Below are 15008 nucleotides of genomic sequence, written 5' to 3' on the forward strand. Positions count from 1 at the left end.
CAGGGGATGCTGTTGCCAAATTTTAAATTCTTAAAATTATATAACACTGAAGCCCCTGCAAATTGCAGGGGCTTTTTTTATTTACCATTTTAAAAATATACAATGAAAATGAGAACATCAATTTATACAAATATGCATAACATCTATTTTACATGGATGTGCTGTATGCATTGGTGTTGCCAAAAGAGAATGACGTAATCTTAGTTTTATTAGTGTCAAGTCCTTTTGGTAATCGTTCCAAAAGGACTTTTTTTATTTAAAGATCTTTCATAATAACATATAAATTTTCGCATCATGAATACAAATTCAATCAATGTACTAGGGTACACCGGAAATAACAGTCAATTTGTTGTAAAAACATTAAACGCAAATCTTCGCATTAGCGAAAACACAAAATACCCGGAATTAGAAGGGCCTAACCCTTACGAATATATCCTTGCAGGTTTTGCGGGCTGCATTAATGCACTTGGACAGTTGGTCGCAGCAGAACAGGGTATAAATCTTAAATCGTTACAGATAGAGATTACAGGTAACCTAAACCTGCCTAAACCATCGGGAGAAGAAAGACCTGGCTTCAATAATATAGAAATTGGGCTTAAGCCGGCTTCTAGTGCTTCGCTGGAAGCACTGCAAAAATGGCTGCTGGAAGTACAGCGGCGCAGCCCCGTGTATGATAACCTCGTTAATAACACGCCTGTAGATGTGGTGTTGTATAAAGAGTTCTCGTACAATTAAGAGATAAAATTTAAAGTTGTAATAAGTTGTTTTTTGTTTGTTTGTTAAGAGCTGCCTTTAGCACAGGCTTGGGGCAGTTTCTTTTTTAAAATTTAATTAGCCATGACCCAGAAAATAAATATAGTGCTCTTTGGTATAGGAAAAGCCGGGAGTGCATTGATCAATAAAGCGTTGAAAAATCGCAAGACTCTTATACTGGATAGCCACATTGACTTGAGGTTTCCGGTAATTACCAACTCTACCGTTGCTTTCTTTGAGAAAGAAGGTGCTAATTATTCATGGGAGGCTAACTTTATTCAGTTTGGTATTCCGTTTAAGTTAGAAGATGTTGTAGAATATGTGCATGAAAATAAACTGCACAACCTGATAGCAATAGATGCTACAGCTAATGCAGAGTTTGTAAGACAATATTCCGGACTCATAAAAAGCGGGTTTAATGTGGTGTCCATTAATGAAACACTGGCATCACTTCATCCAGATTTTGAAACCGAAATTTCCAGGACAGCTCTTAATAGAGGACTGGATTACAGTTTTATTAATTTACCTAAGGGTGGGAATAAGGCTGTAGCCGATGAATTGTTTGATACTATACTGGCTATTGCAGGAAAAAAAGAGGCAGTGGCCTGATAAAAATTTATTACCGGGTCCCGTTACTGTGGTTAGGGTGGGGCTTTGGTAAATTTAAAAAGCAGGCTGTTTTGGCCTGCTTTTTTATTTATTCGATAATGTATAAATGGTATTTAAAGGGAATCCTTCATCGATTCTGGAAGGGTCGTGTACAAAACCATTCTTTGTTAAAAGTTTAATTGAATTGACATTACCTTTTTGGGTATAGGCTTCGATCATGGATAGCTTTAAAGAAGAAAAACCAAAATTAATAACACTGTTTAAGGCCTCATTCATGTAGCCTTTACCATGATAGCCTGGGTTTAGCTCGTAGCCAGTTTCGGCAATGGTACGGTCTTCAGAGAAGTTCCAAAGGCAGATTAGCCCGATAAAAGTTCCGCAATTTTTTGATGTAATGGCCCAGTTTACATTCTGTCCCTCGTCTATACTCTTGTTTATTCTCGTAATCCATGCCTGAGCTTCGGTAATATCAGCCGGTGGAGTTCTGGCAATATATTTATTAACGATCTCATTAGACCGCTGTAGGTATATTGCCTTATCATCATCCAAAGTTATTTTTCTAAGGATGAGCCTTTCGGTGGAGAGGATGGGGAAGGGGCTGAAACGGGGGATGTTCATGAGATAAAGATAATCTTAACTAGTTAATAGTATGAAAGAGTAATTGCTCCCAAGGGGGGTAATTCGAATTTTTGGTTCTCAACTTTTATAAGAGCCAAAAGCCTTTCGTTGAACAAAATGTGCGTTTGTGCACTACTTACAAAACAATTTATGAGTGTGTGAGCTGTTTTTATATTAATCAGGTCCAGATTTTTGAAGACTACCACCAGGCCATTTTCAGGTATTTCAAGGTCGTTTAGGCATTCATCTAAAGCGTCCCAGTTTTTCCCGTAATAAGGAGGGAAATCTAGTTTTAATGAAAGATGATCATGCATTATTTCCTTGTCGTTATTCCATTCAATGCAGTCAAATTCGATTGTTTTGTAATTTTCTTTTTCAAACCATCCTATGTTTGCTTTTAAAATAGTATCATCGCTGTATGCCTTCACAAATCCGCGGGATATTATCTGATAATCAATTCTTTCCCAGGTTTTAGGGTTGTTTTCGAATTTAAACATATATTTTTAGGGGAATTTAGTTCACTAAATCTGCAATTTTAAAAACAAATATTTTACATTTATTCGGCAGGTAGTCTATTGCTCCTAAAATAGATGCAGCATTTTCATTAGGCATTGTTTCCAATGTTTTATCGGCTGGCAGTTTTACAACAGCTTTGGCAATATTTGTAGCAGTTGTTAGTCCGTTAAAATTATCATTGAATGATTTCTTATCGTGTTTAACACCGTTTACATGCCATGTGATACGACTTGATTTTGTATGAACGTGTTTTAGCCTGCCAATATGCAGTTGCAGCTGTCCATTGTCGTTAGTTGGTTTTTCAACTCTTTTCCAGTAGTCTATTACGCCGCTTTTTAGCCATTTATCATCTTCTATGCTTTCTATTTCAGTTTCATTTCCTATAACAATTATATGGAATTGATTTCTGTCTTCGGCGCGGGATTCATTTAAAAAGGATTTAAATGTTTTCATTGTATAGTTGTATAATTAATCAAATGTTGTGCGTGTTGTATACGTGCACATTCGGTACAAGTGTACGAATTAACGAGGACATCATCCTACCTAAAAAACAAAATTTGCATCATATCAATTTATGTTGTTACTTTGTCCTGTTCTTTTACACACTGATTATGTTATCACGAAAGGCAGAGGGAATAGACCCGTTGAAGCCTTAGCAACCCTTTATTCATTTAAAGAAGGTGCTAAATTCTACTACGCAGCAAGCGTAGATAGATAACACACGAAATAGTACTTTCAGTACTATTCAACACACCCCTCACTTTTTTTGATGACATATTCTTTATAACGGAACTTAACCGAAAGAATTGATATGTCTAAAATATACCAGGCCATAAATGAAAGGATACTCGTGCTCGACGGCGCTATGGGTACCATGCTGCAACGCTATAATTTTTCGGAAGAAGATTTTAGGGGGAGCCGCTTTAAAGACTTTCCGCATTCGCTGAAAGGAAACAACGACTTATTATCGATCACACAGCCCAACGCGATCCGTGATGTGCACTACCAATATTTTGAGGCAGGCGCCGATATTGTAGAAACTAATACGTTTAGTGGTACAACTATCGGTATGGCGGATTACCATCTGGAAGATTTAGTTTATGAACTGAACTATGAATCTGCCAGGATTGCCCGTGAAGTTGCCGATGAGTTTACAGCAGCAGAACCGCACAAACCCCGTTTTGTAGCAGGTTCTATTGGTCCCACCAACCGTACCGCAAGCATGAGTCCTGATGTGAATGACCCGGGTTTTCGTGCCGTAACTTTTGATGATCTTTTAATTGCTTATAAAGAGCAGGTAAAAGCATTGATAGATGGCGGTGTGGATTTATTACTGGTAGAAACCATTTTTGATACCCTTAATGCCAAAGCAGCACTTTTTGCTATAGAGGAGGTAAAAGACGAATTGGGTCTGGATATTCCTGTAATGGTAAGCGGTACAATTACCGATGCTTCGGGACGCACACTTTCAGGACAGACGGTAGAGGCTTTTCTTATTTCGATATCCCATATGCCGCTACTTAGTGTGGGTTTTAACTGCGCACTTGGTGCGGATCAGTTAAAACCCTACCTAAAAAGACTTGCACATAATACATCATTCAGTATATCGGCACACCCTAATGCGGGGCTTCCCAATGCTTTTGGCCAGTATGACCAGACGGCAGAAGAAATGCAGGTGCTTATAAAAGAATACCTTGATGATAACCTGATAAATATTATTGGTGGTTGCTGCGGCACTACACCAGAGCACATAAGGCTTATTGCTGAAACTGCCAAAGATTACCAACCCCGAAATTGAGACAACCGTATAATGGCAGAAACAGATCCTAAAAGATATTTAAAGCTATCGGGGCTCGAACCGTTGATCATAACACCCGAAAGTAATTTTGTAAATATAGGCGAACGTACTAACGTTACGGGTTCGCGTAAATTTTTGCGCCTCATAAAAGAAGAAAAATATGAGGAAGCACTGGACGTTGCGCGTGCCCAGGTAGATGGTGGTGCCCAGATTATTGATATTAACATGGATGAAGGAATGCTTGATGGCGTACATGCCATGACCACATTCCTGAACCTGATAGCCTCTGAGCCTGATATTGCCCGTGTTCCAGTAATGATAGACAGTTCCAAATGGGAAATTATTGAGGCAGGATTAAAGGTAACTCAGGGTAAGAGCGTGGTAAATTCTATCAGCCTTAAAGAAGGTGAGGAGAATTTTATCCATCATGCTAAAAAAGTAAAACGCTATGGTGCGGCTGTAATTGTCATGGCTTTTGACGAAGATGGTCAGGCTGATACCTATGAAAGGCGTATTGAGATATGTAAAAGATCGTATGATGTACTGGTCGATAAAGTAGGTTTTCCGCCGGAAGACATCATTTTTGATCCGAATATTTTCCCGGTTGCTACCGGAATGGAAGAGCACCGCAAGAATGCGCTAGACTTTTTCCGTGCTACAAAATGGATACGAACCAACCTGCCCTATGCCCATGTGAGCGGAGGGGTGAGTAATGTTTCGTTCTCCTTTCGTGGCAACGACAGGGTAAGGGAGGCAATGCATTCATCATTCCTGTATCATGCCATACAGAATGGTATGGATATGGGTATTGTAAACCCTGAGATGCTGGAGATTTATGACGAGATCCCGAAAGACCTTTTAGAACATGTAGAAGATGTGCTTTTGGATAGACGTGATGATGCTACAGAACGCCTTTTAACCTTTGCTGAAAATGTAAAAGGGGATGTAAAAGCTACCGAAAAGCAGGCACAGGAATGGCGATCCTTACCAATACAGGAGAGGCTTACCCATGCCTTAGTAAGAGGTATTGACGAATTTATTGAATTGGATATTGAAGAAGCACGACTACAGGCATCTAAACCTATTGAGGTTATTGAAATTAATCTAATGACGGGAATGAATGTAGTGGGTGATCTCTTTGGAAGCGGAAAAATGTTCCTCCCTCAGGTAGTAAAATCCGCAAGGGTAATGAAAAAAGCCGTAGCCTACCTGCTTCCGTTTATTGAAGAAGGCAAAGGTAAAGGTTCCTCTGCCGGAAAAGTATTGATGGCGACTGTAAAAGGTGACGTTCACGATATTGGTAAAAACATTGTGGCTGTAGTACTGGGGTGTAACAATTTTGAGATCATCGATCTTGGTGTTATGGTACCGCCCGAAAGAATTATTGAGGTTGCTGTTAAGGAACAGGTTGATATTATTGGGCTAAGCGGACTGATAACACCTTCGCTGGACGAGATGGTCTATCTGGCAAAAGAGATGGACAAGCTTAACATAAGTATCCCTATAATGATAGGCGGGGCAACGACTTCACGTGCGCATACAGCCGTAAAGATAGCACCGCAATACCGTGAAACGGTAGTACATGTTAATGATGCATCGCGTGCGGTAACGGTTGCCGGAAATCTATTGAACTCTAATACAAAACTTGAATATTCTAAAACTGTTCGTGCTGAGTATGATGAATTGCGTGAGGGGTATCTTAATCGTTCACGAGATAAAAATTTTCTGAATATAGAAGATGCAAGAAAAAATAAATTGCAATTGGATTGGGAGGAGTTTACTCCGTTTCAACCCAATTTTATAGGAACACAAACCATATATCCTGAACCAAAAGAATTGATCGATTTTATTGACTGGACTCCGTTTTTTCAAACGTGGGACCTGCACGGTAAATTTCCGGCAATTCTTGATGATGAGGTTGTAGGCGAACAGGCGAAAATATTATTTGCCGATGCCCAGAAAATGCTGAAGGATATTATAGCAGAAAACTGGCTTGAGGCAAAAGGTATTTATGGTATCTATCCGGCGGCACAGGTAAACGATGATGATATTGAACTATATAATGAAGACGGCAGTAAAAAAGTAACTTTTTTGACATTGCGACAACAATCGCAAAAAACCAAAGGAGCACCTAACATTGCGCTGTCGGACTTTATTGCGCCAAAAGATAGGGGTAAAACAGATTATATGGGTGCTTTTTGTGTAACCACCGGTTTTGGAGTAGATGAAAAAGCCGCTGAATTTGAAAAAGCCCATGACGACTATAACAGTATTATGGTGAAAGCACTGGCAGACCGTATGGCAGAAGCTTTCGCTGAATTTTTGCACCTTAAGATTCGTAAGGAAATATGGGGTTATGCATCAGATGAGGCACTGGGTAATGATGCGCTTATAAAAGAGCAGTACGAGGGAATACGCCCGGCACCGGGTTACCCTGCCTGTCCGGATCATTTAGAGAAAAACACCATTTGGCAATTGCTGGATGTTGACAAACAAATAGGAGTAACATTAACAGAAAGCCTTGCCATGTGGCCGGCATCATCAGTATCGGGGTACTACTTTGCAAATCCGCAGAGTAAGTATTTCGGACTCGGAAAAATAAAAGAAGATCAGGTAATAGACTATGCCAAAAGGCGCAGCATACCTACAGATACAGCCAAAAAATGGCTTAACCCAAATATTGCAGACTAATGAAAGTTACCGAACATATAGAGAACGCTAACGGCAAACCACTTTTTTCTTTTGAGATATTGCCTCCGCTTAAAGGGCAGAATATCCAGTGTATTTTTGATAGTATTGACCCGTTAATGGAGTTCAATCCGCCTTTTATTGATGTTACTTATCATAGGGAAGAATATGAATATAAAGAAATGCCGGGAGGTTTACTGGAAAAGAAGATCGTAAAGAAACGCCCGGGTACGGTGGGTATCTGTTCGGCAATACAGAATAAATATCAGTTGGATGCTATTCCGCATATTCTTTGTGGCGGCTTTACAAAAGAAGATACTGAGAACTTTTTGATTGATCTTGACTTTTTAGGTATTCAAAATGTTGTAGCCTTGCGAGGCGATGCCGTGAAAAGCGAAATTTATTTTAAACCCGAGAAAGAAGGAAACCATAATGCTACCGAGTTGGTTACACAAATAGATAACCTGAATAAAGGAATTTATCTGGACAGTGACTTGCAAAATACATCGGCGACTAATTTTTGTATTGGAGTAGCTGGTTATCCCGAGAAGCATATGGAAGCACCAAGCCTTGACAGCGATATCTATTTTTTAAAGCAAAAAATTAAGAATGGTGCATCTTACATTATTACACAAATGTTTTTTGATAACCAGAAATTTTTTGATTTTGTAGCAAAATGCAGAAAAGAAGGTATTACTGTGCCTATTATTCCCGGATTAAAGCCAATTTCGACCAAAAAACAGCTAAACCAGATTCCGCATCGCTTTAAGGTAGATCTACCCGATGATCTTATTATGGAAGTCGTTAAGGCAAACGATAATGAAGCGGTTAGGCAAATAGGTATAGAATGGTGCACTGCCCAGAGCAAAGAACTGATTAAAGCAGGGATTCCTGTACTGCATTACTATTCTATGGGTAAGGCAGATAATATTAAAGCTATAGCGAGAGAGGTTTTTTAAGTAAGATTTTTAACATAATAATTTTCCATTATATTTGCGCCTCAATTATTTAGATGAAGCATTACTACCTTTTGTTGTTATTCTTTCCGATTTTATTAACTGCGCAGGATAAACCTGAAGGCAAATACACTGTCGATGCACAATATTTTTATGGGAATGTCATTCCGCACAGAAAATCGATACAGCACCTTATTACGGCACACCCGGAAGGTATAGTGCTTAGTGTGAGCCGAAAAACATTTGGTAAAAAAGAATGGGAGCAAAGTTATAATTACCCTGATTATGGTTTTTCATTTCATTATCAGAACATGAAAAACGAAACTCTGGGTGATATGTATGGTCTTTACGGCCATTACAGTTTCTATTTCCTGAAACGCAACCTGATGTTCAGGATAGGGCAGGGTGTGGCCTACAATACGAATCCATACGACAGGGAAACTAATTTCAGGAACTATGCTTATGGTGCCCATGTTATGCCTTCTACTTACTTTCTACTTAATTATACTAAGCCTGATTTATGGGAAGGACTAGGTGTACAGGCAGGAATGATATTTATCCATCACTCTAATGCCAGTGCGAAAGCACCCAATACGAGTACCAACACTTTCGCAGTAAATGTAGGTCTGAACTATACGTTTGACCGCAGCGAGGATAATCAATACATTAAACAGGTAGATACTACAAATTACAAGCAGCCTGTAAAATTCAATTTTGCCTTTAAAGGCGGATTTAACGAGAGTGATATTATTGGCAGCGGCCAAAAGCCATATTATGCTTTATCTGCTTATGTGGATAAACGCTGGTGTAGAAAGAGTGCTTTTCAGTTGGGAGTTGAGGTTTTTTGGCCGGAATACCTGAAAGAGTATATTAAATATAAAGCTGTAGCTTATCCTGAAGAGCACGTAAATGCTAATGCCGATTATAGAAAAATAGGTGTGTTTATAGGACATGAGCTTTTTATAAATAAAATTTCGATAGAAGGGCAGATAGGATATTACGTATACTCTCCCTTTAACTCTACTGGTAAAATGTACCAGAGAATAGGAATGAAGTATTACTTTAGTGATAAAATATTCAGTACGCTGGGTTTAAAAACGCATGCAGCTAAGGCAGAAGTAATGGAATTTGGAGTTGGTGTAAGACTATAATATTATGAAGTACAAAATACAAATTACGGTTTTACTATGTTTTATACAGTTGTGTATTGGCTGTAGTAATGACAATGCTCCTGAGTGTTTTAAACAGGCTGGGAAAACAATTTCTTATGAAGTTGCATTGCCTGAATTTACTGCATTGCATATAGGACTTGGTGTTGAGGTCGTAGTGAAACAAGGGCCGGAAAGAAAAGTAGTCGTAGAAACCGGAGAGAATTTAAAAGCAGCGATTACCGCTAAGGTGATAAATAACGAGTTGCTGTTAACCAATGATACCGGATGCAACTGGGTGCGAGGATATAAAACGACAACGATTTATATAACAACACCTTTTCTGGATAAAATTTATTCGGCATCGCAGTTTAGTGTAAAGTCTGATGGTATATTGAGCTATGCTTCACTTACGCTGCAATCCGGACTTATCAGCGAAACAGCTTCGGGTGTATTTGAATTGAACATCGATTCTCAAAACCTGACAATAGACGATAACCAGTCGGCTTACTATATAATTTCCGGTAAGGTTGAAAACCTCAACATAAACTTTTATGCAGGCGATTCCCGTTTTGAAGGAGCCGACTTAATAGCCCAAAAAATAAAAGTGTTCCAAAGGAGCTCTAATGATATTATTGTTAATCCGCAGATGGAGGTGACGGGTAAAATTCATTCAACAGGTAATCTGGTGCTAAAAAACCATCCGCCATTAGTGGATGTGGAACAACTGTATACCGGAAAGATTATCTACAAATAAAGACTATTTCTTTTTTGTCATTTCCCTGAATACCGTTTCCAGGTTCTTACTCTTAAGTGTAAGCTGTAAGGTTTTTAGTCCGTTGTCCTGAGCGAAATCAAATAGGCTAGGGCGCATATCTTTTGTGGTGGCAAAAGTAAGTTCCCATGTAAATCCTGTTGTGTTTTTAGAAGCAACAAGGTTAGGCAGTTTTTCTAATAATGCAGCATCAACCTGTTTGTCAAATTCTACTTCAAGAACCTGCTCCTGGTCTTTTACAAGATTATTAAGTTTTTTATCGGTAACGATCTTCCCATTATTAATGATGATAACACGGTCGCAAATAGCTTCCACTTCCTGCATAATGTGCGTGGAAAGGAATACGGTTTTGTTTTTACCAATGTTTTTTATCAGTTCGCGTATCTCAACAAGCTGATTAGGATCAAGTCCAGTAGTAGGTTCATCAAGAATAAGTACTTCCGGATCGTGTAACAATGCAGTAGCAAGACCTACACGCTGACGGTAACCTTTAGAAAGTTCGCCAATTTTTTTATGTGATTCGGGTGTTAAGCCAGTAAGCTGTATTACCTCGTCAATTCTTGATTTCTTTACTTGGTATACATCGGCATTGAAAGAAAGGTATTCTCGAACATAAAGATCAAGGTAAAGCGGATTGTGTTCAGGAAGATAGCCAACCGATTTTTGTACTGCTTTTTGCTGTTCTGAAACATCGCTGCCATTAACAAGAGCAGTGCCGCTATCGGCATTAATAAACGTGGTAAGTATTTTCATAAGTGTCGACTTTCCGGCACCGTTTGGCCCCAGGAAGCCTACAATTTCTCCTTTGTTTATTGAAAACGAAACTGCATCGAGTGCTTTTTGTTCGCCGTAGCTTTTAGAAATATCCTTTACCTCAATTGACATACCTATGATTTTGAACAAAAGTAATAAGAAAAACAGTTGTTAAAAGTTTTGCCTGTGTTTTTGTATAAATAATTTTCATGTTTTTTTACGGCGCAAAGATTTTTTTGCTAATTTAGCTAAATCAACATCACGAAATGTACACTTCAAACTTTTATAACACTTTCTTTTATTTCTTCTTTAGCAGAGGGAAGAGGGATTGTATTGTTATTTAAGCACTGATATAAATAATTTATAATATACTAAATCCCGATTCGCGTCGGGATTTTTTTTTGTCCCTATATGAAAGCAAAAATAGCAATACAAGGAATAAAGGGTTCGTTCCACCATCAGGTAGCGGGCGAATGGTTTGGTGCTGATACTGAGCTGGAAGAATGCATGTCGTTCCCGATACTTGTGCAAAGCCTTTTAGAAAATAAGGCTGAGCAGGGTATAATGGCATTGGAAAATTCGATAGCCGGATCTATAATACCCAATTATGCACTGATAGACCGCAACAACTTACACATTATTGGAGAGCATTACCTTGATATCCATATGAACCTTATGGTGCTTAAAGGACAGCAGATTGAGGATATAGAAGAGGTGCATTCGCACCCTATAGCATTACTGCAATGCGGGGAATTCTTTAAAGGATATCCAAACATAAAACTGGTTGAAAGCGTAGATACTGCAGAAACGGCACAGCGCATAAAAGAGAAACAACTAAAGCATGTTGCAGCGGTGGGGAGCCCTCTTGCGGCCGAAATGTTTGGACTTGATATTGTAGCTGCCGGTATTCATACGATAAAAAGTAACAAGACCCGCTTTGTGATCGTGAAAACTGAAAATAAGGTTATGCCGAAAACGGCCATAAACAAGGCATCTATAAAGTTTGAACTGGACGATACTGCAGGCAGTCTTGCCACAGTACTTAATGTAATGAACAACTGCAAACTGAACCTGACCAAGATACAATCGATGCCGATCATTGAACGGCCATTTCACTATTCATTTTTTGTAGATGTGGTTTTTGAGGTGTATGAAGATTATGAAAAAGCAAAAGAAATACTAGCATTAATGACAACACATTTTAAGGTGTTGGGAGAATATAAAAACGGAAAAATATGATTGCAGCAAAGAGATTGGGAGGAGTAACGGAGTATTATTTTTCGGCCAAATTAAAAGAAGTGCGCCAAATGATGGCGGAAGGAAAAAAGGTGATCAATATGGGTATTGGCAGTCCGGATCTGCCACCATCTATGGCGGTTATTGAAGCGATGAACAATGCCATGCCCGATGTACTTGCACATCAGTACCAAAGCTATCAGGGCTTACCGGAACTTAGAGAAGCCATGTGTAATTTTTACCAAGAGCATTTCGGCGTAAGCCTTGATTCTACGAACGAGATATTACCGCTAATGGGATCTAAAGAAGGTATTGCACATATAAGCCTGGCTTTTTTGAATGAAGGCGACAGGGTATTAGTACCCAACCCCGGATATCCTACCTATGCAGCGGCGGCTAAACTGGCTGGTGCTGATGTGCTGCATTATGAATTATCTGAAGTAAATGATTGGGAACCTGATTTTGATGCATTGGAACAGATGGATCTTTCTAAAGTTAAGATGATCTGGACGGGTTATCCGCATATGCCTACCGGAGCTAAGGGTAGCAGGCTGATGTTTGAAAAACTGGTGGCTTTTGCGAAAAGGCATAACATCCTTATTGTAAATGATAATCCGTACAGTTTTGTACTTAATGAAGAACATTTGTCGGTTTTTCAGGTGGAAGGAGCTAAAGAGGTAGCGCTGGAACTTAACTCGTTAAGTAAAACCTTTAATATGGCAGGCTGGCGTGTGGGGATGGTACTTGGTAATAAAGATTTAGTAGCTACGGTACTAAAAGTGAAAAGCAATATGGATAGCGGTATGTTTTATGGTATTCAAAAGGGAGCAATAGCTGCTTTGAATAGTGGTGAAGAATGGTTTGATAAGCTTAACGATACGTATTTTAAAAGGCGTAAACTGGTATTTGAACTGGCATATGCTTTAGGCTGTACTTATGACACTGATGTTTCCGGGTTGTTTGTATGGGCAAAACTGCCGGAAGGAAGTGCATCGGCGGAAGCCTATGTAGATAAAATACTTCATGAAAGTCATATTTTTATTACACCCGGGACTGTTTTTGGGAGCGCAGGCGAAGGGTATATCCGATTTTCGTTATGTGTGCCCGAAGCACAAATAATAGAAGCTTTACACCGATTGGAAAAAGTAGAACAACTAATAGTTAAATTTGCATAATAATGAATACGATAATTCCTGAACTGCCAATAGGCGGTATCCAAATAGATAATGCTATGGAGAATAACAGCAGTATGAGAAAATGGCTGGATGATTTTAAACTTTCTCATCCTTTAGTAATAGCAGGTCCATGCAGTGCAGAGACTGAAGAGCAGGTAATGAAAATAGCGAAAGAGCTAAAAGATAGTGATGTGAGTATTTTTCGTGCAGGCATCTGGAAACCGCGTACCCGTCCGGGAGGTTTTGAAGGTGTGGGTGCTATTGGTCTTAAATGGCTGCAAAAAGCAAAAGCTGAGACGGGACTCCTTATGGCGGTTGAAGTTGCAAACGCGGCTCACGTAAAACTGGCACTGGAACATGATATCGATGTATTATGGATAGGTGCCCGTACTACAGTTAATCCTTTTGCGGTACAGGAAATTGCCGATGCCCTTCAGGGTACAGATAAAATAGTATTAGTAAAGAACCCTGTAAACCCCGACCTTGGTTTATGGATAGGTGGTGTGGAACGTTTGTATAATGCCGGTATCGAAAAATTGGGTGTTATACACCGCGGTTTCTCTACTTATGAAAAAACAAAATACCGTAACATCCCGGAATGGCAGATTGCTATAGAATTACAACAGCGTTTTCCTGATCTGCCGTTAATTTGCGACCCATCGCATATAACAGGCAACCGTAACATGATACAGGAAGTGTCGCAGCAGGCACTGGACCTGAACTATGACGGATTGATCATAGAAACGCATACTGATCCTGATAATGCATGGAGTGATGCCGCACAACAGGTAACCCCAGATGCGCTAAAGCAGATTTTTATAAATCTTAAGGTTAGAAAAGAGACCGATCAGGGTGACGATTATAATCATAGGATGGCAGGGCTGCGAATTAATATTGATGAATATGATGCCCGTATCTTAGAAATATTAGGTAAACGTATGAAAGTTTCTGACCAAATAGGTGCACTTAAAAAGGAAAGAAATGTAGCCGTACTGCAAAACAAGCGCTGGAGTGAAATATTGGAAAAAATGATTGCTGAAGGCGCAGCGAAGGGCCTTAGTGAAGATTTTATATTAAGGATATTTAAGGCCATTCATCAGGAAAGTATTGTACACCAGGAAAGGGTAATAAATAACAATAATTAGAAAGATCGGCTTCATTATGAAGCCGATTTCTTTTTTATGTATCTTGTTGAGACTTTACAACTAATAAATTTGCTTTTTTAAATGAGTATAACGTGTAAGAACTGCGGAAATATTTTTGAAGGCAACTATTGCAACAACTGCGGGCAACCGGCAGAAACACATCCTGTAAATGCTTCTTTTATAGCGCATGATGTACAGCATGGACTTTTTCATTTTGAGAGTGGATTATTGTATTCTGCTAAGGAGCTTTTCCTGCGTCCCGGGCATACCATAAGAGAATACCTTCATGGTAAGAGGGTAAAGCATTATAAGCCAATTTCGATGGTGATCCTGGTGGCAACATTACATGGCGTACTCTATCATTTTTTGCATCTTAATGTGTTTAAGGGGATTGAATCGGAAGAGTTTAATTATGAAGAACTCAATGAGTGGATATCGCATCACTTTGCTATAATTACATTAGCTACACTTCCTGTTTTTGCTTTAAGTTCTTTTCTTGTTTTTAAAAAACAGGGTTATAATTATACAGAGCATATTATTTTAAATTCGTTTTACTCGACACAGCGTTTATGGGTAAGGATCATAATGATGCCGTTGCTTTTATTGCCTGATGCTCCCGAAACAGTAAATATTTTAATGAAAGTATTTTTGCTTGTTGATGTTTTACTGATGTTTTGGACCTATACTCAGTTTTTTGAAAAACTGTCTAAAGTGAAAACGATTTTACTTACACTGCTTTGCTTTGTTGTTTTTTATATGCTGTTTACCATACTATTTGCGATGGGTTACTTGATCTACCATAATTTTTTGTAAAACAATGTATTTTAGGCTGCAGTAT

General features: G+C 39.0%; 15 protein-coding genes and 1 riboswitch. Of the genes, 11 read left to right on the top strand and 4 right to left on the bottom strand.

Annotation, left to right across the window (positions count from 1 at the left end):
- The first annotated feature begins 294 nt into the window (after positions 1-294).
- A complete protein-coding gene (locus EPI11_RS01880; RefSeq protein ID WP_128388257.1) occupies positions 295-735 on the top strand; it encodes an OsmC family protein in 441 nt (146 codons plus the stop codon).
- Positions 736-837: 102 nt separating this feature from the next.
- The gene (locus EPI11_RS01885) at positions 838-1362 is read left to right on the top strand and encodes a hypothetical protein (RefSeq protein ID WP_128388258.1); all 525 of its coding nucleotides are present in this window, start codon (positions 838-840) and stop codon (positions 1360-1362) included.
- Positions 1363-1446: 84 nt separating this feature from the next.
- Here the strand turns inward: EPI11_RS01885 and EPI11_RS01890 are convergent, their stop codons facing one another.
- The 3 genes from EPI11_RS01890 to EPI11_RS01900 are packed head-to-tail and all read right to left on the bottom strand — an operon-like array spanning position 1447 to position 2949.
- Positions 1447-1980, bottom strand: a complete 534-nt coding sequence (locus EPI11_RS01890; protein ID WP_128388259.1) for a GNAT family N-acetyltransferase — start codon at positions 1978-1980, stop codon at positions 1447-1449.
- Positions 1981-2003: 23 nt separating this feature from the next.
- The gene (locus EPI11_RS01895) at positions 2004-2477 is read right to left on the bottom strand and encodes a barstar family protein (RefSeq protein ID WP_128388260.1); all 474 of its coding nucleotides are present in this window, start codon (positions 2475-2477) and stop codon (positions 2004-2006) included.
- Positions 2478-2493: 16 nt separating this feature from the next.
- A complete protein-coding gene (locus EPI11_RS01900) occupies positions 2494-2949 on the bottom strand; it encodes a DUF6367 family protein (RefSeq protein WP_128388261.1) in 456 nt (151 codons plus the stop codon).
- Positions 2950-3107: 158 nt separating this feature from the next.
- Positions 3108-3217, top strand: a riboswitch (SAM riboswitch).
- Positions 3218-3307: 90 nt separating this feature from the next.
- On the opposite strand from EPI11_RS01900, the gene EPI11_RS01905 reads away from it, so the two are divergent.
- Genes EPI11_RS01905 through EPI11_RS01925 form a run of 5 tightly spaced genes read left to right on the top strand, consistent with a single transcriptional unit; the run spans position 3308 to position 9843 of the window.
- Positions 3308-4294: a homocysteine S-methyltransferase family protein gene (locus EPI11_RS01905; protein ID WP_128388262.1), complete on the top strand. Its 987-nt coding sequence runs from the start codon at positions 3308-3310 to the stop codon at positions 4292-4294.
- A gap of 12 nt (positions 4295-4306) precedes the next feature.
- Positions 4307-6985 carry a methionine synthase gene (gene metH / locus EPI11_RS01910; protein ID WP_128388263.1) on the top strand — a complete coding sequence of 893 codons (2679 nt, stop codon included), beginning with the start codon at positions 4307-4309 and terminating at the stop codon, positions 6983-6985.
- Entirely contained in the window at positions 6985-7941 is a 957-nt protein-coding gene (gene metF, locus EPI11_RS01915; RefSeq protein ID WP_128388264.1) for a methylenetetrahydrofolate reductase [NAD(P)H], read from the top strand. The genes metH and metF overlap by 1 nt, the downstream gene beginning before the upstream one ends.
- Positions 7942-7994: 53 nt before the next feature.
- Positions 7995-9089, top strand: coding sequence for an acyloxyacyl hydrolase (locus EPI11_RS01920; protein WP_128388265.1), 1095 nt, complete (start codon positions 7995-7997; stop codon positions 9087-9089).
- Positions 9090-9093: 4 nt separating this feature from the next.
- Complete coding sequence (locus tag EPI11_RS01925) at positions 9094-9843, top strand: GIN domain-containing protein (RefSeq protein ID WP_128388266.1); 750 nt, start codon at positions 9094-9096, stop codon at positions 9841-9843.
- Positions 9844-9846: 3 nt separating this feature from the next.
- On the opposite strand, the gene gldA is transcribed toward EPI11_RS01925, so the two are convergent.
- Complete coding sequence (gldA, locus tag EPI11_RS01930) at positions 9847-10746, bottom strand: gliding motility-associated ABC transporter ATP-binding subunit GldA (RefSeq protein ID WP_128388267.1); 900 nt, start codon at positions 10744-10746, stop codon at positions 9847-9849.
- Positions 10747-11025: 279 nt separating this feature from the next.
- On the opposite strand from gldA, the gene EPI11_RS01935 reads away from it, so the two are divergent.
- The 4 genes from EPI11_RS01935 to EPI11_RS01950 all read left to right on the top strand — a co-directional run bounded on the left by EPI11_RS01935 (position 11026) and on the right by EPI11_RS01950 (position 14983).
- Positions 11026-11853: a prephenate dehydratase gene (locus EPI11_RS01935; protein ID WP_128388268.1), complete on the top strand. Its 828-nt coding sequence runs from the start codon at positions 11026-11028 to the stop codon at positions 11851-11853.
- On the top strand, positions 11850-13025 hold the full coding sequence (locus EPI11_RS01940) for a pyridoxal phosphate-dependent aminotransferase (protein WP_128388269.1): 1176 nt from the start codon (positions 11850-11852) through the stop codon (positions 13023-13025). Before EPI11_RS01935 ends, EPI11_RS01940 begins: the two co-directional genes overlap by 4 nt.
- A 56-nt stretch (positions 13026-13081) precedes the next feature.
- Positions 13082-14170 (top strand): bifunctional 3-deoxy-7-phosphoheptulonate synthase/chorismate mutase type II, encoded by a 1089-nt coding sequence (locus EPI11_RS01945; RefSeq protein WP_128388454.1) that lies wholly within the window; start codon positions 13082-13084, stop codon positions 14168-14170.
- Positions 14171-14251: 81 nt separating this feature from the next.
- Complete coding sequence (locus EPI11_RS01950) at positions 14252-14983, top strand: DUF3667 domain-containing protein (RefSeq protein WP_128388270.1); 732 nt, start codon at positions 14252-14254, stop codon at positions 14981-14983.
- Positions 14984-15008 lie beyond the last annotated feature (25 nt).

This window comes from Flavobacterium cerinum (genome assembly GCF_004028155.1).
Lineage (GTDB): Bacteria > Bacteroidota > Bacteroidia > Flavobacteriales > Flavobacteriaceae > Flavobacterium > Flavobacterium cerinum.